A 19,218-nucleotide genomic window follows, 5' to 3' on the forward strand; every position below is an offset into this window, starting at 1 on the left:
CGGGCTGCTCGGCTCGCTGCTGGCGGCCGGGGTGCCCGCCGATCGGGCCGCTGCCGCTGCCGCGTACCTGCACGGGCTCGCCGGCCGGGAGGCGGTTCCGCCCGGGGTAGCTGATCGACGTGACCGACGACGCACCCGTGACCGGCGAGCCGGACACCCGGGCCCTCGACGACCTGCTCGACGACATCTATCGGGCGCAGGAGCGGGTCACCCAGGCAGAGATCTATCGGCGGGCGGTGGCCGCCGAACTCCCGCCGGACCTGCTCGCCCGCATCGACGCGCTTCCCGAGGGTGAGTACGCGGTGGACGAGGCCAGTGACCTGCTGGGCGGCTCCATCGGCTGAGCCGCCTGTGCCAGCTCCGTCCGTGAGCGACTTCGCCTGAGCGACCGCAGAAGGGACATCGACATGACGCACCACGAGGACCACGACGAGAAGGTGCCAGCGTTGGGTCAACCGCCTAAGGGCCGGGACACCACGCCCGAGCCGGACTTCGCCAACGAACACGACCGCACCGCCGTCGACCGGGACATCATCACCGGGGCGGACGAGGACGAACGCGAACCGGAGTCGCCGCACGGCTGGTCCGGCATGCAGCGCTGACGTACGACGAGAAGGGGGGCCCGCGTCTGCCGGGCCCCCCTTCTTCGCGTCCACCCGGTCAGTCGTCCTGGTGCCCACCCTCGGCGGCCTGCTGTGCCGTCGCGTACGCCATCTGGAGGAAGTCGGACGCGGCGACCGCCGTCAGCGCGGTGGCCACCAGCCGGGTCAGCCGGGGTGCGAGCACCAGGCCACCGGTCAGCCCGGTGGCTACCCAGACCGCCAGGCAGAAGGGGCAGCTCAGCAGCTCGCCGATGGCGTGCCGGGTGGGGCTGCCCGAGTCGCGGACCTGCTCCATCACCTCACCGCTGCCGATCGGACGGTCGTAGCGGGTGAACGGCGCCCGCAGCGGGCTGGTCACCGCGTCCTTGGACAGCAGCCGGCTCAGCTTGTGCGTGGCGATGGAGAGCAACACCACGTCGGATGGGGCGGGCCGTTCCGGCACCTGTCGACCGGTGGCCCTGACCAGACCGGCGAGGGCCGCGGTCACCCCGGCGTAGGCACCCATGGCCACCAGGTAGCCGCCGAGGGGCCGGTGTTCGTGCGGCGCGTACGCCCGGCGCAACCGCGCCGCCTTGTGTCGCAGGCCGGTGTCGCTCACCCGGTCTCCTTTACATCTCGTGGTGGTGTGGGAGCGCCGTCCGCGCGGTCGCCTCAGCCGGCCTGGAGGTTGTCGGCAACCTCGCGTGCCAGGTTGGTGAGCGCCTCGTCAGCCAACTGGTCCGGGTCCGACCCGTCCGACCCGTCGGCCAGATCGAGCTGGATGCGGGCGCCGCCGGAGTCGGCCGACTCGACCCGGATCTCGGCGGACCAGTCGGCGTCGCCACCCCACCGGGCCCGCAACTCCGCGCCGCTGATCTCCGCGGCCTGGCTGCCGCCACCACGCAGTGGTTCCGGCAGCCAGGCCGAGGCCCGGTCGGGGTCGGTGGCCGTGTTGAAGACCACCTCGGGTGGCGCGGACATGCCGCGCACGGCACGCGCCGGCATCAGGAGTCCCGCAGACGGTTGGGGTCGACCTCCCGGCCCGGGTGACGCGCCAGGTATTCGGTCTCCAGCTCCGCGGTGCGCCGCAGGTGGTTGGCGAGCGCGGAGTCCGCCGCGTGCCGCAGGGTGTCCAGGCGGGTGCGGTGCAGGCTGTGCATCTCGCGGATCAGATCCTCGTCGGTCAACTCCGTCGGGTCGATGCCGAGCAGGTCGCCGTCGAGATCCGTGGCGCCCGCCGGGTCGGCGAGCTGGTCGCCACCCCACTCGGGCACCCGCTGCTCCGGGCTCATGTCGGTGCCGCCGCCTGACGCAAAGCCGTCCTCACGTACCGATCCGGTCATCATCGCCCCCCTTGATCTCGTTTGGGCTGGCGTCTAGACGATTGCCCAGGCGTGGTGACGCCAAACCATCCCGGCCGCGCGGCAACTACGACACCGTGTCGGAGACCGGCAGCGCCCCCGGTACTCTCGATGCCATGAGGCGGCTCTGGACCCCGGCGTGGATCGCACGTCACGTGGCCATGGTCGTGCTGGTCGTGGGCTTCCTCGGGCTGGGCTGGTGGCAGATCAGCCGGGCCACCAACGGCAACAGCCTGAGCTGGGGGTACGCGGTCGAGTGGCCGATCTTCGCCGGCTTCGTGGTCTACGTCTGGTGGCGTGAGGTGAAGCTCGCCCGTCGCCGGGCCGTCGACGCCGACCTGCCGTCGGCGGAGCCGGAGGCCGAGCCCGCGCCGGCGGTCACCGCAGGATCCCGACCGGCGGTACGCCGACCGGTGCGGGTGTCGCGGGGACAGCCCGGCGGCGATGTCGTCGAGGACACGGACCTGGCCGCCTACAACCACTACCTGTCATGGTTGAGCGCCAATCCTGGCGCCCGACCCGGTGACTATCCCGGCTGAGCCGGGCTCGGAAGGACGGACGAAGGTGGGCGCTGCCCTTACCCGGTACCGCGCGATCGCCTGGATCGTGGGCGTCGTGCTGATCCTGCTGGTCGTGATCGGCATGCCGCTGAAGTACGTGTTCGACAACGCGGTAGTGGTGGAGACGGTGGGACCCGCGCACGGGTTCCTCTACATGATCTATCTGGTGGCCGCGTTCGACCTGAGCCGGCGGGCCGACTGGCCGCTGAAGCGGATGCTGCTTGTGATGTTGGCCGGCACCGTGCCGTTCGTCTCGTTCTACGCCGAGCGCCGGGTCAGCGCCTGGGTCGCCGCGCCGCAGGAGACCCGGGCCCCGGAGCCGGTCGCCCGCTGATCGGCCGGTGGGCCGACGCCGGCTCGGCGCGGGCCCACCGTTCGTCGGCTCAGCGGCTGGGCCGCCACGGCTCGGCGGAGGCGAGCGGGTCGACCCAGCCGCCGTACCGGTTCACCTCCCGGGCTCGCAACAACGCCCGGGTGACCTGGCCGAACTGCCGCTCGTCGTCGGCACTGAACAACTGCACCTCCGCGCCTGCGTACCACCCCCACAGTTCGTGCGGCGGTGGGCGCCAGCGATCGCCGACCAGGGCCAGCGCGGCCGGCAGCAGGAACACCGCACCGAGGATGAGGTACGCCCCGGCGGTCAGGCGTTGCAGCCCGCCGGTGAAGCCGAGCAGCAGCCCGACGCCGCCGAGCATGCTGGCGGTGATGACGACGGCCCGGACGGCGATCCGGTCGTGCGGGCCCCGGGCGGTACGCAGATGGGTCAGGTCGGCAACCCGGTAACTGGTTCGGCCGACCGTGAACCGGTCGGCGGTCACGATGATGCCGGGCCGCGCGTACAGCAGGGTCGACCGGGCACCGGGCACCGTTCGCGGCGGTCGCACATTTGCGCCTTCACGATTCACGGTTCCTCCCGCGGGGACGGTTGGCCGAGGATGACCGGCGGTGACAGCTACCGCTGTCTGCCGACGGGATTCCCGGCGCCAGCCCTCATTGTGTTGGTGCGCCGCCAGCCGACCTGGGCAGTTACCGGTTCTCGACAGCTCACCGTCATCGGGGACATCGCCGGGAAACGGCATCCATTTCGGTTTTTATCGGTTATGGGGGCCAGTGATCCGGCGGTATACGCCGGGAACGACGAAAGTCGCATATCCGTCAGTAGTCCATAAACGGGTCTTTGCCCAGTCGCAGCAGGTGTCAGCAGCGCCACCGAGCGCAGAGACCCGAGCGGCCACTCGGCCAACTTTCGCCACTGCTTCAACTGCGAGCGACATGCGTCCCGGGTTAGGTTGGGTGCGCCGGTCCGGCCCAGTGCCGTCCGCCCGGATGGCCCCGGCCGGTGTCGCCGAGGGCGTCAGCAGCCCCGGCGGCCGTGGGAGAGGGGCCTTTCGCTCTTGTCATCCCTGAGAAACCTGCTGCGTACCGTGGCGCTCGCCGGCATGTCGGCCGCGCTGATCGCCCCGACGGCGGTGGCGCACGCCGAGCCGTCCCCCGCCGACCTGACCCGCCGGATCGAGACGTCCTCGGCCGAGTTGGAACGGGTCGTGGAGTCGTACAACAAGCTGCGTGAGGAGATCAAGACCAACGAAGCCTCGGTGGCCCGATTACAGACCCGCATCGGCCCGCTGGAGCAGCAGGTCGAGCAGAGCCGGGCCGACGTGACGGAGCTTGCCTCCACCGCGTACAAGAGCGGTGGCCTGCGGACCGCGGACGCCCTGCTGCGTCCCGGCGGCTCCGCCGCGCTGCTGGACCGGCTGGGCACGCTGGACCAGTTGACCCGCCAGCGGCAGGAGCGCATCTCCGGCTTCACCGCCGACCAGCGGCGACTGCTGGACGAGAAGGCCAGCCTGGACGCCACCCTGGCCCGGCAGGCCGCACGGGCCCGCCAGCTCGCGGCGGGCAAGAAGCAGATCGAGCAGGACCTGGCCAAGCTGTACGAGCTGCGTCGGCAGGCGTACGGCGCGGCGACCGAGCGCCCCGAGCCGAAGGCCGCGGCGGCCGTGGCGAAGAACGTGCCAGCGGTGGCCGGTGACGCCGGCGCCGCGGTGCGCTACGCGTTCGGCGCGGTGGGCAAGCCGTACGTCTGGGCGGCTGACGGGCCGAACGGCTACGACTGTTCCGGGTTGACCTCGGCGGCCTGGCGGGCGGCCGGGAAGTCCCTGCCGCACAACACCCGGATGCAGTGGGGCGCCGTGGCGCACATCGGGCGGGGCGACCTACGCCCGGGTGACCTGGTCTTCTACAGCGGGCTCGGGCACGTCGCCCTCTACGTGGGCGACGGTCAGGTGATCGACGCACCGAGCGCCGGCCGGAACGTGCTCAAACGGGGCATGAACATGATGTCCATCCAGGGTTACGGGCGGGTCCGCTAGCGGACCCGGCAACGGCGAACGGCCGGCGTCCCCCTATCGGACGCCGGCCGTTCGCCGTCATTACTACCCGGTCAGGCTGCCTGCAGCCCCTCTGCCCGAGCCAGCTCACGCAGCCGGCCGAGGGCCTGGATCTCCAACTGCCGGATCCGCTCGCGGGACAGCGAGAACCGGGACGCGACCTCGGTGAGCGAGTGCTCCCGGCCGTCCTCCAGCCCGTAGCGGGCCCGCATGATGCCGGCGGACCGGTCGTCGAGGTGGTTGAGCAGCCCCTCGATGCGCTGCCGCTCCAGGCCGCTGAGGACGATGTCCTCCGGCGACGGCGCGTCGCTGTCGGCGACCAGGTCGCCGAGGTTCGTGTCGCCGTCGTCGCCCACCGGGGTGTCCAACGAGACGGTGTCCTGCGACCAGCGGCGGAGTTCGTTGACCCGCTCGACGGTGACGCCGAGGGAGGCAGCGATCTGCTCCGGCTCCGGGTCGGCGCCCAGCTCACGGGTGAGCTGCCGGGCCACGTTGCGCATCCGGTTGACGTCCTCCACGAGGTGCACCGGCAGCCGTACGGTGCGCTCCTGCTGGGCGATCGCCCGGCTGATCGCCTGGCGGATCCACCAGGTGGCGTAGGTGGAGAACTTGTAACCGCGCTCGTAGTCGAACTTCTCGACCGCCCGGACCAGGCCGGTGTTGCCCTCCTGGATCAGGTCCAGCATGGGCATGCCCGAACGCACGTAACGGCGGGCGATCGACACGACCAGTCGGAGGTTGGCCCGGATGAAGAGATCCTTCGCCCGCTCCCCCTCGACGACCAGCCACTCCAGGTCGGCCCGGTCCACACCGGCGGGGACGGCTTCCTCACCGAGCAGGTGCTCGGCGTAGAGGCCGGCCTCGATAGCCTTGGAGAGGTCGACCTCCTTGGCGGCGTCCAGCAGTGGCGTCCGGGAGATCTCGTGCAGGTAGACGCCGACCAGGTCGCGCTCCTCGGCAACCTCGTCGGTTCGCATGCCGATGTTCTTGTCCACGTTGCCCACGGTCCCCTCGCTCGCGCCGGTTGCCCGGTTCCTTGCCATACCCCACGTCCGTCAACCCCTGGTAACTTCTGCTGTGCCCATCGGTGCTGACACCTACACAACAGATGAGACGTGTCGGGGATTCCGTGTGGTGAGTCGAAAGTGTCACGAATGCCTGAGTCTTAGCTGAGAGCACGGTCCACGTTTGCTGTCAGCATCCCGTCGGATGGCTCGCCGCTGGGCACCACGCACGGGTTACGCACCATGGCAACACCGCCCGCCGTGGGGGCACAGCGACCCGGGTCACCACCACGCTGCGATCCTGGTCACTGCCAGATACGCGTCGAAGGACCGGTCGGTTCATCCTCGGGGGTGTATTACCCCCCGGCCAGTTGAACAATCCGGAGCCGCGTTCGCTTCCCGGGGCGTGTGAGCCTAGGGGGCGAGCAGGGCGAGGGCCCCGCGTACCTGGTCGGCGGAGCGGGCCAGCGCGGCTCGCGCGGCGGCCACCTCGGCACCGGAGACCAGGGAGACGAGCGCTGTCTTCAGGTCACCGTCGGCCTCGGCGAGCGCCTGCCGGGAAACCTCCTCCGAGCAGCCGGTGGCCTCGATCAGAATCGAGATCATTCGTCCGCGGAGCTTCGCGTTGGTGGCCACCATATCGATCATGAGGTTCGAGTAGACCCGCCCCAGGCGCACCATGACAGCTGTCGAGAACGTGTTGAGCACCAACTTCTGCGCCGTGCCCGCCTTCATCCGGGTCGACCCGGTGACCACCTCGGGTCCGGTGTCCACCCCGATGAACACGTCCACCGACCGGGCGGCCTCCGCCTCCGGATTGGCGCAGAGCAGCACCGTCGAGGCGCCCTTGGCGCGGGCCGCGGCGAGCGCCCCGAGCACGTACGGGGTGCGTCCGCTCGCCGCCAGACCCACCACCAGGTCACCGGTGCGCACACAACTGGCCGCCTCGACCGCGCCGCCCCGGTCGTCGTCCTCGGCGTCCTCCACGGCCCGCCACATGGCGTCCGGACCACCGGCGAGGTGGGCGCAGAACCAGTGCCGGGGCGAGTTGAAGGTGGGGGCCAACTCGGCCGCGTCGAGGACGCCGAGCCGGCCGGAGGTGCCGGCACCGAAGTAGTGCACCCGGTGGCCGCCGCGCAGCGCCTCGACCGCCAGGTCGACGGTGGTGGCGATCTCGTCGAGCACCGCGGCGACCGCCGCCGGCACCCGCCGGTCCGCCTCGTTGATCACGGTGAGCACGTCCCGGGTCGACATCAGGTCGAGGTCGACGCTCAGCGGGTTGCGCCGTTCGGTGGGTGCGCCCACCCGGACTGTCGGGCGGGCGTGCGGTGCTGGCAGGTCCTCGTCCGGTTCCACCGCACCGGCCGTCATGGCCGCCTCCGGTTGGCACCCACCCGGTGCGACTGGACCGCCTCGGCGGTCGACTCCAGGGCCTTGCGGGCCCGAGCCCGGTTGCGGGCGGCCACCCCGACGAAGAGGCAGTCGACCACGGTGAGCTGTGCCAGCCGGCTGGCTGTCGCGCCGGAGCGGTAGGTTGTCTCCCGGGCCGCCGTGGTCAACACGAAGTCCGCCACGTCGGTGATCGGCGAGCGCGGGAAGTTGGTGAGCGCCACGGTGACGGCACCTCGCGTCCGGGCCTGCTCCAGCACCTCGATCACGTCCGAGGTGGTGCCGCTGTGTGAGATGCCGATCGCCACGTCGCTCCGGCCGAGGAGGGCGGCAGAGGTCAGCGCGGTGTGCACGTCCGGGAAGTAGAAGGCGATCCGGCCGATGCGGTGCAGCTTCTGCTGGAAGTCAGACGCGACGAACCCGCTGGCACCGGCGCCGTAGATGTCGATCCGACCGGCGCTGTTGATCGCTTCGACGACCTGCTCGCAGACGGCGGGGTCGAGCTGCTCGGCAGTCTCCTCGACCGCGCGGGCGTCGTTGAACGCTATGGTGGCGATGATCTGGGCGAGGTCGGCACCGGGCGGGATGTCGCCGCCGACCACCCGGGCGTCCGGTGGCTCGATCCGGCGGGCGGCCTCGGCGGCGAGCCGGATGCGCAGTTGGGGATAGCCGTCCATGCCGACCGAGCGGCAGAACCGGATGACTGTCGCCTCCGATGTCTCGGCTGCGGTGGCGAGGTCGGTGATGGTCCGCCGTGCCGCGGCGGCCGGGTCGGAGACGACCAGCCGGGCAACCCGCTGCTCGGCGGGCGACAGCGACGGCAGCAGCCCGCTGATGTGGACGATCAGCCCACCGGGCTCCTGACTCGCAGAAATCTTCGGACTCTTCGCCACGGATGAAACTTACTTTCACCTGGCGTGAGCGTCAACCATGACCGGCCGGGACGAGGGAAACGACCGACGGCCGGATCACCGGTCCCGCACAGCCTGCCACTCCCGCAGCACCGCCGCCTCATCCGCCGGGTCCAGTCCCCCCTGCTGGACGGCGGCCGGGTCCGCTGTCATCCACGCGGCGGTCGCCCGAACAGTGTCGGACAGTGGACGGATCGCCAACCCGGCGCCCAGAGCCGGTCGCGCGTCCCGGTCCATCAGGCCAGCGGACTCCGGCAGCCGCACCCAGAGCGGCAGGGCCCGCTCTCCCGACCACTCGCGGACGTCATGGGCCAGCAGGAACTCCTGGTCCACCCAGGTGAGCACCGGATCGGCCACACCCAGCCCGGCGGCCACCCCGTGCAGCAGCTCGGCGCGGGACATCGCCGGCCCGGTGCCGTCGTACGTGCCGGCGAGGCCGGTGCCGGCGGCGTGCAGCAGCCAGCCCGCCAGATCGGCCACGTCCACGAACTGCACCCGGTCGGTCGGCCGGCCGGGTGCGAGCACCTCTCCACCGGTCGACAGCCGCCGCACCCAGTACGGGAAGCGGTCACTGGGATCTTCCGCGCCGACGATCAGCCCCGCCCGGCAGATGAACGCACGGTCACCACCCATCCGCTCCCGGACCAGCCGCTCGATGCTCACCTTGCACTCGCCGTACCAGCGGTGGTCCGGGCCGGGGCCGTCCACCTCCGGTGGGGCCGGTGCCAGCACCGGCGCGTCCGACGCGGCCTGACCCGGTGTGGCGTGGTCGGCGTACACCGAGATCGTGGACACGAAGGACCAGTGCCCGACCCGCTCGGCAAGCGCGGCGAGCGCGTACCGGGCGTGACTGATCTGGCGGGTCACGTCGACCACTGCGTCGAAACCGACGCCGCCGAGCGGGGCGAGCCCCTCGGGATCGTCCCGGTCCACCGGCACGAACCGGACGCCGCTCGGCGCGGCTCCGGACACGCCCCGGGCCGCGCAGGTGACGTCGTGCCCCTGTGCGGCGGCGAGTCGGGCCACCGCCCGGCCCAGGAAACGGGTGCCACCGAGAACGAGAATCCGCATGCGGTGATCCTGCGCTGCCGCCGGGTGGTTCAGCCAGCCGGTCTGCTGTGGGCAGAGCGCCGGACAGCGGACCGCCACGGCCGACGTCGGGGGTGGAGGCTAGCGTGAGGCGTATGGCGGAGCGCAGCGTGTTGGTCACCGGAGGCAGCGGCGGGCTCGGTGGGGCGGTGGTGGCCGCGTTCGTCGAGGCGGGTTGGCGGGTGGTCGTACCGGAGCGGACCGCCCGGCCCAGCTCGGGCCCGGCGGCTGACGAGCTGGTCCGGCTGGTCGCGGACCTGAGCGAACCGGAGGGGGCCGCGCGGGCGGTCGAGGCCGCTGCCGGTGCGCCGGCCGCGCCGCTACGGGCGGTGGTCAACCTGGCCGGCGGGTACGCCAGTGGCGGTCTGGTGCACGAGACGCCGATCGCGGATTTCGAGCGGATGTTCACCGTCAACCTGCGGCCCACCTACCTGGTCACCCAGGCCGCGTTGCCCCATCTCGTGGCGGCCGGCGGCGGCGCGGTGGTCTGCGTCGCCGCCCGCGCGGCGGTCGCCCCGTTCGCCGGCGCCGCCGGGTACGTGACGGCCAAGGCGGCGGTGCTGGCGCTCGCCAACACGGTCGCGGTGGAGTACCGGTCCCGCAACGTGCGCTGCAACACGGTGCTGCCGAGCGTCATCGACACCCCGGCGAATCGGGCCGCCCAGCCCGACGCCGACCACTCCCGCTGGGTGGCCCCGGCCGAGATCGCGTCGGTGATCCGATTTCTCGCCTCGGCCGAGTCCGCGCCCACGAGCGGCGCCACCGTGCCGGTCTACGGGCGGGCCTGAGCCACGAACGCGTCGCCGTCACCCTCCGCCGCCCCGGGGGACGCCGGCAGCCAGGTCCCCAGGTGCGCCTGGATCTGCTCGGTCACCTCCTCGGCCGGGCGGCCCGCGTCCACAACCACGAAGCTCGGGTACTCGGGCAGGGCCCGGTAGGCGGTGTCCGCCGCGGTCAGCCAGCCCATCGTCTCGTGGTCGGTGCCGCGCTCCTCGATGCGCCGGTACGCCTCCGCCGGGTCGACCGTGAGCAGGAAGGTCACCTGCGGGGTCGGGAACAGTCGGTACCCGGCTCGGGCCAGCCGCTCCCAGCGGTGCCCGCCATGGGCGCGGATGCTCGCGTACTGGCAGGCCGAGTAGCGGTCCATCACCGCCGTCCGGCCGGTGAGCAGGCAGGTGAGCAGGGCTACGGCGATGGCGAGCCAGCGCAGCACGGACTCCACCGCCAGCACGCCGTCACGCCCGACGAGCCGCTGCGCGTCCGGTCGCCCGAGCCGTTGGGCGAGCCGGCCGAGCCAACGGCGCCCGCTGGCGTTGCGGCGGTAGGTGGCGGGGCGCCCGGCGGCCGTCAGCGCGTCGGCCAGGCGGTGCGCCTGAGTGGTCTTGCCCGAACCGTCGATGCCGATCAGGGCGACGGTGCGCAACCGGGCCCTGCCGCGTCGCATCCCCGATGATCTGCCCACCCTCCACAGATTATCCGACCGACGCACCGACTCCGCGAGGTTTGTACGGTTTCATCCCTGTTGACACCCGACCGCGTCCCCACCAGGTGTGGCCGACCGGAATGCCGGGTACCGGAGTCTGAAACCCAACCCCCGGTCCACCAACACGACGACGGGAGACCCAGATGGCTGAGCGCGGGGACGAGAGTCTGGTGCACACCCTCAAGAAGGTCGCCGCCGTGCTCAAGCAGTCCGAGATCCCGTTCGCCCTGGGCGGCAGCTTCGCCGTCTACGCCCACGGGGGCCACTCCAGCGAGCACGACGTCGACTTCCTGATCCGGGAGGCCGACGTGGAACAGGCCCTGGAGGCCCTGGTGGCAGCCGGCTTCGTCGCTCAGCGGCCACCGGAGGACTGGCTGGTCAAGGTCTTCGACGACGGCCGGATGGTGGACCTCATCCACCGGCCGATCGAGACACCGGTGACCGAGGAGACGTTCGCCGACACGGTCATCCGGCCGGTGGACGCGATCCACATGCCGGTGCTGTCCGCCACCCAGCTCATGGTGCACAAACTGCTCAGCTTCTCCCAGCACTACTGCGACTTCGCCCGCGGTCTGCCGCTGGCCCGGTCGCTGCGGGAGCAGATCGACTGGGAAAGGGTACGCAAGGAGACGCAGCACTCGCCGTACGCCGAGGCGTTCCTGGTGCTGCTGGACCGGCTGGAGGTGGTGCCGGCGGTCGGCACCCAGCCAGGAGAGGGGACACCGTGACCCATCATCGCGACATCGGCGCCGGGCCACCGGACGAGTACGTCGACGCGGAGATCCAGCGGCTGCTCGCCGAGGACCCGGCCGTCGCCGAACAGGGCATCACCGTGGTCCGCCGGGACCACGCCCTCGTGCTCCACGGCGAGGTGGAGAGTCCGCACCGGCGTGCGGAGATCCTGCGCCGGGTGTCCGAGCGCTTTCCCGACGTACCGATCGCCAGCGACATCGGGGTGATCCGCACCCAGGCGCCCACGGAGATCGAGCAACTGCCCTGAGGGAGGTTCCATGGTGATCCGGATCGCCGCCGTGGGCGACGTGCATCTGGACGAGGACGTGGTCGGACGCTTCCGACCGGCGTTGGAAGAGCTGCCGGAGTGCGCTGACGTGCTGCTGCTGGCCGGGGACCTGACCCGGCACGGCACCGAGGCCGAGGCGCGCTGCGTGGCCGAGGAGTTCGGTGGGTTGGCCGTGCCGGTCGTGACCGTGCTGGGCAACCACGACCACCAGTGTGACCAGGTGCCCCAGGTGGTCAAGGTGCTCGAGGACGCGGGCATCACCGTGCTGGAGGGCAACGGCGTGGTGTTGGACTGCGCGGGTGGCCGGCTCGGCATCGCCGGGGTCAAGGGCTTCGGCGGCGGGTTCGCCGGGCGGTGCGCGAGTGACTTCGGCGAGCCCGAGATGAAGGCTTTCGTGCGGACCACCACCGACAGCGCGGACCGCCTCGGCGCCGCGCTGCGCTCACTCGACTGCGACATGCTCGTCGCGCTCACCCACTATGCGCCGGTGCCGGACACGCTGGCCGGCGAACCGTTGGAGATCTACCCGTTCCTCGGGTCGTACCAGTTGGGGCAGGCGATCGACTCGGCACCCACGGCGCTGGCCCTGCACGGGCACGCGCACGCCGGCACCGAGCGCGGCACGACCCCCGGCGGGGTACGCGTACGCAACGTCGCGCACCCGGTGATCAAGCAGGCGTACAGCGTCTTCCACGTGGGCGATCAACTTGATACCGACCAGGTTTCCCCGATCGGCCAGTCGGGTATTCAAAGGTCATGGAGCTGATTCTTTGGATTCTCGCAGTCGTACTCGTGGTCGCCGGCATCCTCGCGCTGTTCCGCCGGCAGATCCTGTGGGGCATCGTCCTCATCGTTGTCGGGCTGTTGGTCGGCCCGGGTGGTGTCAGCATCTTCAATTGACGTTCGCACGACGCAACACCGGGACCCGTCGGGGTCGCCGCGACCGGAGCTCCGTCCTCCCGACAGGAGCACCGGCCGGGGCGATCCCGGCGCTTTTTTGTGGGCGCTCCCGTCCCCGGTCCCGGCCTCGGCCCGACCGCAGATGTCCCGTTGAGCCCCTGTAGAGCTGCCCCAGATGTGGGGCACGGGCGCACGCACGGCATGAGCACGGGCACGGGCACCGGCACCGGCACCGGCACGGGCACGGGCACGGGCACGCCCCATGCATGGGGCAGCTCTACAGGACCGTGCTGGTGACGGTCGGGCCGCTGCGGGTGCCGGAACGCCTGCTACGCCCTCCGACGGTTTGAGCTGACGTTGCCGGGAAATATCTCGACCATGAAGACATCCCAGCGGACGCGACCCACCTCCGGCCGACGGTCGTGGTGGGTCCTCGTGGGCTTCGCCGCGGCCGTCTTCGTCGCGGCCGCGATCGGCGGGCTGGGAGTGCAGGGCACCACCGACGAGTACGCGAGCCTGCGGCAGCCCGACTGGGCGCCGCCCTCCTGGCTGTTCGGCCCGGTCTGGTCGCTGCTCTACGCGCTTGTCGCCGTGGCCGGCTGGCTGGTGTGGCGGCGGGTCGGCTTCTCCACCGCCCTCTGGGCGTGGACCGCCCAGTTGGTGCTCAACGCCTTCTGGACCCCGCTGTTCTTCGGCGCGGGGCGGTACGGGCTGGCGTTCGCCGAGATCGTGCTGATGTGGCTGGCCATCGGGCTCACCGTGGCGCTGTTCGCCCGGGTGTCCCGGGTGGCGGCGGCGCTGCTGTTGCCCTACTGGGCCTGGGTCACCTTCGCTGCCGCGTTGAACCTGTCGATCTGGCAGCTCAACTCCTGACCGACAGGTCCCCGGCGGTGGCGACCGCCGGGGACCGTGGCAGTGCCCGGGTCAGCAGCGGGGCACGCCGGGGATGTATCCGTCCGATCCGGTGTACACGTACGCGTCGGCGATGTACCTACCGGAGCCGATGCGGTCCCAGATCGAGCTGGTGCCGTACGTGCCGGTGACCGTGGTGCCACTGGTCTGGCAGGCGATGGTCACCCGGGTGCCGTCGGCGACGGTGCCCACCGAGGCGTACCCGGTGCCGGGGCCGGAGCGGACGGTCAACGGGGTGCCGCTGGTGTCGACGGTGCCGTTGCCGCCGCCCGAGGAGCACCCGTTGTCGCTGGTGTAGGTCTTGGTGCCCCAGTAGAGACCGAGGGCGCCGTTGAAGCGGACCTGGATGTCGCTGCCGTTGAGGCGCTGCTCGTAGTGCAGGTGTGGGCCGGTCGAGCCGCCGGTGCTGCCGACCCAGCCGAGCACCTTGCCGTAGGCGACCGTCTGCCCCACCGAGACGTTGAAGCCGCTGAGGTGGGCGTAGTAGGTGCTGTAGCCGCCGCCGTGGTTGATCCGGACGTACTTGCCGTAGCTGGTGCCGCCGAGGTCGGTCACCCGGTCGACGGTGCCGGGGGCGCTGGCGACCACCGGGTCGCCGTTGTCGTCGGTGCGGTTGAAGTCGACGGCGTTCGCCGGGCTGTGGTCCGACCGGGTCTGCCCGGACCAGGACTGGCCGCACGGGAAAGGCACCTTGAAGGTCGGCGCGGCAAGCGCCGGGCTCGCCGGCACCAGTGCTCCACCGACGAGCAGGCCCGTCACCAGCAGGCTCATCCACCGCTTACGCATGCAGCTCCTCCTATGTCGAAAACCTTCGATCCGGTGCGCTCAGCCTGACAGATATCGTCAATCTTCGAAAGAGTCCCCAGCATGTCCCGGGAGCGCGCCCACCAGGCAGCCCGCAGGTTTCCGGATTGTTACTCGCTCGTGTCTGACAGGGGGTGGACCGGAGCGAATGCAAGCGCTTACATGTGTGCACGCCCAATCGGACCGGCGACGGGTCACCAGCACGACCGCGCCGGCTAGGAAGGAGGACGGCATGGCGGTCTTTACCAGACCACGCCAGGCCTTCGTGATCGCCGGCGTACTCGGGCTGGCGCTCAGCGCCACCGCCTGCGGTACCGGCGACGACAAGAAGAGCAACAACGCGGGCTCCGCGGAGTGCGCCGCATACGACAAGTACGAGGGCCACGACGGCAAGAAGGTCTCGATCTACGCGTCCATCCGTGACGCCGAGGCCGACCTGCTGGAGCGCTCCTGGTCGCAGTTCACCGAGTGCACCGGCATTGAGATCGACTACGAGGGCAGCGGCGAGTTCGAGGCGCAGCTCCCCGTCCGGGTCGACGGCGGCAACGCCCCCGACATCGCCTTCGTGCCCCAGCCGGGCCTGGTGAAGCGCTTCGCGGACGCCGGCAAGCTGAAGAACCTGAGCGCCGACACCAAGGCCCTCGCCGAGCAGAACATGCCGGCGGACTGGCTGAAGTACGGCACCGTGAACGGGACGCTCTACGGCGTGCCGCTCGGCGCCAACGTGAAGTCCTTCGTCTGGTACTCGCCGAAGACGTTCAAGGAGAAGGGCTGGGAGGTCCCGACCACCTGGGACCAGCTCATCGCCCTGAGCGACAAGATCGCCGCCAGCGGCATGAAGCCGTGGTGCGCGGGCGTCGAGTCCGGTGACGCCACCGGCTGGCCGGCCACCGACTGGATCGAGGACGTGATCCTGCGGACCCAGGGCCCCGAGGTCTACGACCAGTGGACCACCCACGCCATCCCGTTCAACGACCCGAAGATCGTCGACGCGGTCGACCGCGCCGGCAGCATCCTCAAGAACGACAAGTACGTCAACGGCGGCTTCGGCGGCGTCAAGAGCATCACCACCACCGCCTTCCAGGAGGCGGGCCTGCCGGTGACCACCGGCAAGTGCGCGATGCACCGACAGGCGTCGTTCTACGCCAACCAGTTCCCCGAGGGCACCAAGGTGTCCGAGGACGGCGACGCGTTCGCCTTCTACTTCCCGACCATCGACCCGGCCAAGGGCAAGCCGGTGCTCGGCGCGGGCGAGTTCGTCGTCGGCTACGCCGACCGTCCCGAGGTCCAGGCGGTGCAGACCTACCTGGCTTCGGCCGAGTACGTGAACAGCCGCGCGAAGCTCGGCAACTGGGTCACGGCGAACAACAAGCTGGACATCGCCAACGTGGCCAGCCCGATCGACAAGCTCTCCGTCCAGATCCTTCAGGACAAGACGGGCACCTTCCGCTTCGACGGATCCGACCTGATGCCGGCCGCCGTCGGCGCGGGGACGTTCTGGAAGGGCATGGTCGAGTGGCTGAACGGCAAGCCGACCGCCCCGGTGCTCCAGGGCATCGAGAGTAGCTGGCCTAAGTGATCCCGGCGGTGGCCCGGTCCGCGGTCGCGGACCGGGCCACCGGCCGAGGTGGACCCGGAAGGGAGGGTTGATGAAGTTCGACTTCGCCGATCAGCAGCCGAAGTTCCTCATGCTGATGTACGGGCTGGTCGCCTTCGTGGTGGTCGTGGGCGGTCTGCTCCTGTTGCTCGACGTGGTGCCGGCCTGGTTCGCCCGTCGGCGGGAGGCACAGCTCGTCGCCGCCTCCGTGGGCGGGGGCCCGCTGCCCCGCCGACGCAAGCAGCGGGAGGGGCTCTTCGCGTTCTTCTTCCTGCTGCCGACGCTGCTGCTGCTCGTCATCGGCCTGGTCGTGCCGGCCATCCGCACCACGCTGCTCTCCCTGATGGACGGAAGCAGCACCAACTGGGTGGGTCTGCGCAACTACGGCTGGATGTTCTCCGACGACTCGATCGTCCGGGTCCTGATCAACACCCTGGTCTGGGTGCTCCTCGTCCCGTTGGTGGCGACCGGGTTCGGCCTGATCTACGCCGTACTCGTGGACAAGGCCCGCTTCGAGGCGGTGGCCAAGTCACTGATCTTCCTGCCGATGGCCATCTCCTTCGTCGGTGCCAGCATCATCTGGAAGTTCGTCTACGCCTACCGGGGTGACGGCGACCAGATCGGTCTGCTCAACCAGATCGTGGTCAGCCTCGGCGGCGAGCCCAAGCAGTGGTTGCTGGAATCACCGCTGAACACGCTGCTGCTGATCGTCATCATGGTCTGGATCCAGGCCGGTTTCGCCATGGTGGTGCTCTCCGCCGCGATCAAGGCCATCCCCGGCGACATCGTCGAGGCTGCCCGGCTCGACGGCGTGAGCCCCTGGCAGATGTTCTGGCAGATCACCATGCCGAGCATCCGGCCGGCGCTGATCGTCGTGGTCGTGACACTCACGATCGCCACGCTCAAGGTCTTCGACATCGTCCGGACCTCGACCAACGGCAACTACGACACCAGCGTGATCGCCAGCGAGATGTACAACCAGGCGTTCCGGTACGGCCAGAACGGGCAGGGCTCGGCGCTCGCCGTCTTCCTCTTCATCCTGGTCATCCCGGTCGTGATCTACCAGATCCGCAACCTCCGTCAGCAGCGGGAGGGCTGAGATGACCACCGCAACGCCCACCGTCGCCGTCGGCACCCAGAAGACCGACGGCACCCCGACCACCACGGCCGGACGGGTCCGCAAGCGGTTGAACAGCCGCACCGCGACCCTCGTCTCGGTCGTCATCGCGGTGGTCTGGACCATCCCGACCTTCGGCCTGCTCGTCTCCTCCCTCCGACCGGAGGACGAGATCAAGACCACCGGCTGGTGGACGGCGTTCACCAACCCGCAGTTCACCTTCGACAACTACGAGCAGGTCCTGTTCGGGCGGTCGGCGTCCTCCGGGCAGCTCGCCGGTTCCTTCATCAACTCGCTGGCGATCACCATCCCGTCGGTGCTCTTCCCGCTGGCCTTCGCGTGCCTGGCCGCGTACGCGCTGGCCTGGATCAACTTCCGCGGCCGGGACTGGGTCTACATCGCGATCTTCGCGTTGCAGATCGTGCCGTTGCAGATGGCCCTGGTGCCACTGCTGAAGTTCTTCTCCACCGGCGTCACCCTCGGCGGCGTCACCCTGATGCCGGCCTGGGACCTCGTCGACGAACAGAAGTTCGCCCAGGTGTGGTTCGCCCACACCTGCTTCGCGCTCCCGTTCGCCGTCTTCCTGCTGCACAACTTCATCTCGCAGCTACCCGGAGACCTGATGGAGGCGGCCCGGGTCGACGGGGCCACCCACCCGAAGATCTTCCGCACCATCGTGCTGCCGTTGATCACTCCGGCGCTCGCGGCGTTCGGCATCTTCCAGTTCCTCTGGGTCTGGAACGACCTGCTGGTCGCGCTGATCTTCGCCGGTGGCGGCAACGAGACAGCCCCGCTCACCGTCCGGCTCGCCGAGATGGCCGGCACCCGGGGCAACGAGTGGCAGCGGCTCACCGCCGGCGCGTTCGTCTCCATCGTCGTACCGCTCATTGTCTTCCTGTCCCTGCAGCGCTTCTTCGTGCGAGGTCTGCTCGCTGGCAGCGTCAAGGGCTGACCCGCTTGCCCGCCGCCGCCTGGCCCCTCGGGCGGCGGCGGGCGCTCAGGGCACCGAGCGGGGGAACCGTGACGAGGATCGATGATGTGGCCCGGCTGGCCGGTGTGTCCACGGCCACCGTCTCGCGGGCCCTGCGCGGGCTCCCGACGGTCTCCGCCGCCACCCGACACCGGGTGCTCGCCGCCGCCGAGCAACTCGACTACGCGGTCTCACCGAGCGCGTCCCGGCTCGCCGGTGGGCGGACCGGCACTGTCGCGGTGGTGGTCCCCCGGATCACCCGCTGGTTCTTCAGCACCGTCGTCGAGGCGGTCGAGGAGTACCTCCACCAGTCCGGCTACGACCTGCTGCTCTACAACCTGGGCGGACGGGAGCAGGTCCGCCAACGGGTCCTGCGCACGGCCAACCTGCACAAGCGGGTGGACGCCATCATGCTTGTCGCCACGCCACTGCGGCCGGCCGACCTGACCGCGCTTGCCGCCCTGGAACTGCCCGGGGTCACCATCAGCTCGGGCAGCAGGGTGCCCAACTGGCCCTGCGTACGGATCGACGACGTCGCGGCCGCGCGGGCCGCAACCCGGCACCTGATCGACCTCGGCCACCACCGGATCGCGCACATCTCCGGCGACCCGGACGACGAGTTGGCCTTCACCACCCACCTCGACCGACGCCGTGGCTACCGGGCGGAGCTGCGCTCCGCCGGCCTGCGGCCCGACCCGAGCCTGGATGTCGAGTCCACCTTCACCATCGACGGCGGCAACCGGGCCACCGCCGAACTGTTGGCCAGTGGCGAGCCGCCGACCGCCATCGTCGCCGCCTGCGACGAGATGGCGATGGGGGCGATGACCGCGGTACGCGACGCCGGGCTGCGGGTACCGCAGGACGTCAGCGTGATCGGCATCGACGACCACGACCTGGCCGGTGTGCTGGGGCTCAGCACCATCGCGCAGCCCGCCGCCGAGCAGGGCCGGCTCGCCGCCCGGATGTTGCTCGACCCGCTCGGGGCACGCCCTCCGGGCCCCGTCGTGGGGCAACGCGACGCCGGGTACGACACACCGGTGATCCTGCCCACTCGGTTGGTGGTCCGGGACTCGACCGCACCACCCCGGGCACACTGAAAACTTCACCATCCGCCGCCGGCCGGCGGCGG

At 70.6% G+C, this 19,218-nt stretch carries 24 protein-coding genes and 1 pseudogene; 15 read left to right on the forward strand and 10 right to left on the reverse strand.

Annotated features, from left to right (window positions below; genetic code table 11):
• The first annotated feature begins 110 nt into the window (after positions 1-110).
• Both AB0F61_RS31040 and AB0F61_RS31045 read left to right on the forward strand, forming a co-directional pair.
• A complete protein-coding gene (locus AB0F61_RS31040) occupies positions 111-344 on the forward strand; it encodes a hypothetical protein (protein WP_357817066.1) in 234 nt (77 codons plus the stop codon).
• A 63-nt stretch (positions 345-407) separates the two neighbouring features.
• The gene (locus AB0F61_RS31045; RefSeq protein WP_091405645.1) at positions 408-602 is read left to right on the forward strand and encodes a hypothetical protein; all 195 of its coding nucleotides are present in this window, start codon (positions 408-410) and stop codon (positions 600-602) included.
• Positions 603-660: 58 nt separating this feature from the next.
• On the opposite strand, the gene AB0F61_RS31050 is transcribed toward AB0F61_RS31045, so the two are convergent.
• From AB0F61_RS31050 to AB0F61_RS31060, 3 genes are read right to left on the reverse strand one after another with little or no spacing between them, the layout of a single operon-like run.
• Positions 661-1,200 (reverse strand): DUF1360 domain-containing protein, encoded by a 540-nt coding sequence (locus AB0F61_RS31050; protein ID WP_357816967.1) that lies wholly within the window; start codon positions 1,198-1,200, stop codon positions 661-663.
• Positions 1,201-1,253: 53 nt separating this feature from the next.
• On the reverse strand, positions 1,254-1,586 hold the full coding sequence (locus AB0F61_RS31055) for a hypothetical protein (protein WP_357816970.1): 333 nt from the start codon (positions 1,584-1,586) through the stop codon (positions 1,254-1,256).
• A complete protein-coding gene (locus AB0F61_RS31060; RefSeq protein ID WP_357816973.1) occupies positions 1,586-1,927 on the reverse strand; it encodes a DUF6158 family protein in 342 nt (113 codons plus the stop codon). Before AB0F61_RS31060 ends, AB0F61_RS31055 begins: the two co-directional genes overlap by 1 nt.
• 131 nt (positions 1,928-2,058) lie before the next feature.
• On the opposite strand from AB0F61_RS31060, the gene AB0F61_RS31065 reads away from it, so the two are divergent.
• Positions 2,059-2,481, forward strand: a complete 423-nt coding sequence (locus tag AB0F61_RS31065; RefSeq protein ID WP_357816975.1) for a hypothetical protein — start codon at positions 2,059-2,061, stop codon at positions 2,479-2,481.
• 25 nt (positions 2,482-2,506) lie between these two features.
• Positions 2,507-2,836 carry a DUF3817 domain-containing protein gene (locus tag AB0F61_RS31070; protein WP_355028951.1) on the forward strand — a complete coding sequence of 110 codons (330 nt, stop codon included), beginning with the start codon at positions 2,507-2,509 and terminating at the stop codon, positions 2,834-2,836.
• Positions 2,837-2,885: 49 nt separating this feature from the next.
• On the opposite strand, the gene AB0F61_RS31075 is transcribed toward AB0F61_RS31070, so the two are convergent.
• Positions 2,886-3,386, reverse strand: a complete 501-nt coding sequence (locus AB0F61_RS31075; RefSeq protein ID WP_357816980.1) for a DUF6232 family protein — start codon at positions 3,384-3,386, stop codon at positions 2,886-2,888.
• Positions 3,387-3,896: 510 nt separating this feature from the next.
• Here AB0F61_RS31075 and AB0F61_RS31080 point away from each other — a divergent pair.
• Positions 3,897-4,874, forward strand: a complete 978-nt coding sequence (locus AB0F61_RS31080) for an NlpC/P60 family protein (RefSeq protein WP_357816983.1) — start codon at positions 3,897-3,899, stop codon at positions 4,872-4,874.
• Between the two features lie 71 nt (positions 4,875-4,945).
• Here AB0F61_RS31080 and AB0F61_RS31085 read toward each other — a convergent pair whose 3' ends face one another.
• From AB0F61_RS31085 to AB0F61_RS31100, 4 genes are all read right to left on the reverse strand, one after another.
• A complete protein-coding gene (locus AB0F61_RS31085) occupies positions 4,946-5,935 on the reverse strand; it encodes a sigma-70 family RNA polymerase sigma factor (RefSeq protein WP_357554940.1) in 990 nt (329 codons plus the stop codon).
• A gap of 375 nt (positions 5,936-6,310) precedes the next feature.
• Positions 6,311-7,267, reverse strand: coding sequence for an N-acetylmuramic acid 6-phosphate etherase (murQ, locus tag AB0F61_RS31090; RefSeq protein WP_357816987.1), 957 nt, complete (start codon positions 7,265-7,267; stop codon positions 6,311-6,313).
• Entirely contained in the window at positions 7,264-8,178 is a 915-nt protein-coding gene (locus AB0F61_RS31095; RefSeq protein WP_355028946.1) for a MurR/RpiR family transcriptional regulator, read from the reverse strand. The genes murQ and AB0F61_RS31095 overlap by 4 nt, the downstream gene beginning before the upstream one ends.
• A 75-nt stretch (positions 8,179-8,253) precedes the next feature.
• Positions 8,254-9,267, reverse strand: coding sequence for an NAD-dependent epimerase/dehydratase family protein (locus AB0F61_RS31100; RefSeq protein WP_357816989.1), 1,014 nt, complete (start codon positions 9,265-9,267; stop codon positions 8,254-8,256).
• A gap of 113 nt (positions 9,268-9,380) precedes the next feature.
• Here AB0F61_RS31100 and AB0F61_RS31105 point away from each other — a divergent pair, with 113 nt between their 5' ends.
• Positions 9,381-10,073, forward strand: coding sequence for an SDR family NAD(P)-dependent oxidoreductase (locus AB0F61_RS31105; protein ID WP_357816991.1), 693 nt, complete (start codon positions 9,381-9,383; stop codon positions 10,071-10,073).
• Here the strand turns inward: AB0F61_RS31105 and AB0F61_RS31110 are convergent.
• Positions 10,058-10,729, reverse strand: a complete 672-nt coding sequence (locus AB0F61_RS31110; RefSeq protein ID WP_357816994.1) for a dTMP kinase — start codon at positions 10,727-10,729, stop codon at positions 10,058-10,060. The two genes, AB0F61_RS31105 and AB0F61_RS31110, sit on opposite strands and share 16 nt — an antisense overlap.
• A gap of 179 nt (positions 10,730-10,908) precedes the next feature.
• Here AB0F61_RS31110 and AB0F61_RS31115 point away from each other — a divergent pair.
• The 5 genes and pseudogenes from AB0F61_RS31115 to AB0F61_RS31135 form a co-directional block, all read left to right on the forward strand.
• Positions 10,909-11,496: pseudogene (locus AB0F61_RS31115) on the forward strand (nucleotidyltransferase); the annotation flags it as partial.
• Entirely contained in the window at positions 11,493-11,768 is a 276-nt protein-coding gene (locus AB0F61_RS31120; protein ID WP_357816997.1) for a hypothetical protein, read from the forward strand. The pseudogene AB0F61_RS31115 and the gene AB0F61_RS31120, both read left to right, overlap by 4 nt.
• Positions 11,769-11,778: 10 nt before the next feature.
• Entirely contained in the window at positions 11,779-12,555 is a 777-nt protein-coding gene (locus AB0F61_RS31125) for a metallophosphoesterase (RefSeq protein ID WP_355028941.1), read from the forward strand.
• A complete protein-coding gene (locus tag AB0F61_RS31130) occupies positions 12,546-12,689 on the forward strand; it encodes a GPGG-motif small membrane protein (RefSeq protein WP_007464364.1) in 144 nt (47 codons plus the stop codon). Before AB0F61_RS31125 ends, AB0F61_RS31130 begins: the two co-directional genes overlap by 10 nt.
• Positions 12,690-13,067: 378 nt before the next feature.
• The gene (locus tag AB0F61_RS31135; RefSeq protein WP_357817001.1) at positions 13,068-13,562 is read left to right on the forward strand and encodes a TspO/MBR family protein; all 495 of its coding nucleotides are present in this window, start codon (positions 13,068-13,070) and stop codon (positions 13,560-13,562) included.
• Positions 13,563-13,613: 51 nt separating this feature from the next.
• Here AB0F61_RS31135 and AB0F61_RS31140 read toward each other — a convergent pair whose 3' ends face one another.
• Entirely contained in the window at positions 13,614-14,387 is a 774-nt protein-coding gene (locus AB0F61_RS31140) for a peptidoglycan DD-metalloendopeptidase family protein (RefSeq protein ID WP_357817004.1), read from the reverse strand.
• Positions 14,388-14,637: 250 nt separating this feature from the next.
• Here AB0F61_RS31140 and AB0F61_RS31145 point away from each other — a divergent pair, with 250 nt between their 5' ends.
• From AB0F61_RS31145 to AB0F61_RS31160, 4 genes are all read left to right on the forward strand, one after another.
• A complete protein-coding gene (locus tag AB0F61_RS31145) occupies positions 14,638-15,984 on the forward strand; it encodes an ABC transporter substrate-binding protein (protein ID WP_357817006.1) in 1,347 nt (448 codons plus the stop codon).
• Between the two features lie 70 nt (positions 15,985-16,054).
• Positions 16,055-17,101: a sugar ABC transporter permease gene (locus tag AB0F61_RS31150; RefSeq protein WP_357817010.1), complete on the forward strand. Its 1,047-nt coding sequence runs from the start codon at positions 16,055-16,057 to the stop codon at positions 17,099-17,101.
• A gap of 1 nt (position 17,102) precedes the next feature.
• A complete protein-coding gene (locus AB0F61_RS31155; RefSeq protein ID WP_357817013.1) occupies positions 17,103-18,071 on the forward strand; it encodes a carbohydrate ABC transporter permease in 969 nt (322 codons plus the stop codon).
• Between the two features lie 68 nt (positions 18,072-18,139).
• Positions 18,140-19,186 carry a LacI family DNA-binding transcriptional regulator gene (locus tag AB0F61_RS31160; protein ID WP_357817016.1) on the forward strand — a complete coding sequence of 349 codons (1,047 nt, stop codon included), beginning with the start codon at positions 18,140-18,142 and terminating at the stop codon, positions 19,184-19,186.
• Positions 19,187-19,218: the final 32 nt, after the last annotated feature.

The sequence above is a fragment of the Micromonospora sp. NPDC023888 genome, from assembly GCF_040639415.1.
Lineage (GTDB): Bacteria > Actinomycetota > Actinomycetes > Mycobacteriales > Micromonosporaceae > Micromonospora.

Bases quoted from the DNA above. Each gene is read 5' to 3' on its own strand.
- AB0F61_RS31150 (WP_357817010.1), top strand. From the start codon at position 16,055: ATGAAGTTCGACTTCGCCGATCAGCAGCCGAAGTTCCTCATGCTGATG.
- AB0F61_RS31125 (WP_355028941.1), top strand. From the start codon at position 11,779: ATGGTGATCCGGATCGCCGCCGTGGGCGACGTGCATCTGGACGAGGAC.
- AB0F61_RS31065 (WP_357816975.1), top strand. From the start codon at position 2,059: ATGAGGCGGCTCTGGACCCCGGCGTGGATCGCACGTCACGTGGCCATG.
- AB0F61_RS31055 (WP_357816970.1), bottom strand. From the start codon at position 1,586: ATGCCGGCGCGTGCCGTGCGCGGCATGTCCGCGCCACCCGAGGTGGTC.
- AB0F61_RS31130 (WP_007464364.1), top strand. From the start codon at position 12,546: ATGGAGCTGATTCTTTGGATTCTCGCAGTCGTACTCGTGGTCGCCGGC.
- AB0F61_RS31135 (WP_357817001.1), top strand. From the start codon at position 13,068: ATGAAGACATCCCAGCGGACGCGACCCACCTCCGGCCGACGGTCGTGG.
- AB0F61_RS31045 (WP_091405645.1), top strand. From the start codon at position 408: ATGACGCACCACGAGGACCACGACGAGAAGGTGCCAGCGTTGGGTCAA.
- AB0F61_RS31155 (WP_357817013.1), top strand. From the start codon at position 17,103: ATGACCACCGCAACGCCCACCGTCGCCGTCGGCACCCAGAAGACCGAC.
- AB0F61_RS31060 (WP_357816973.1), bottom strand. From the start codon at position 1,927: ATGATGACCGGATCGGTACGTGAGGACGGCTTTGCGTCAGGCGGCGGC.
- AB0F61_RS31085 (WP_357554940.1), bottom strand. From the start codon at position 5,935: ATGGCAAGGAACCGGGCAACCGGCGCGAGCGAGGGGACCGTGGGCAAC.
- AB0F61_RS31105 (WP_357816991.1), top strand. From the start codon at position 9,381: ATGGCGGAGCGCAGCGTGTTGGTCACCGGAGGCAGCGGCGGGCTCGGT.
- AB0F61_RS31100 (WP_357816989.1), bottom strand. From the start codon at position 9,267: ATGCGGATTCTCGTTCTCGGTGGCACCCGTTTCCTGGGCCGGGCGGTG.
- AB0F61_RS31110 (WP_357816994.1), bottom strand. From the start codon at position 10,729: ATGCGACGCGGCAGGGCCCGGTTGCGCACCGTCGCCCTGATCGGCATC.
- AB0F61_RS31140 (WP_357817004.1), bottom strand. From the start codon at position 14,387: ATGCGTAAGCGGTGGATGAGCCTGCTGGTGACGGGCCTGCTCGTCGGT.
- AB0F61_RS31145 (WP_357817006.1), top strand. From the start codon at position 14,638: ATGGCGGTCTTTACCAGACCACGCCAGGCCTTCGTGATCGCCGGCGTA.
- murQ (WP_357816987.1), bottom strand. From the start codon at position 7,267: ATGACGGCCGGTGCGGTGGAACCGGACGAGGACCTGCCAGCACCGCAC.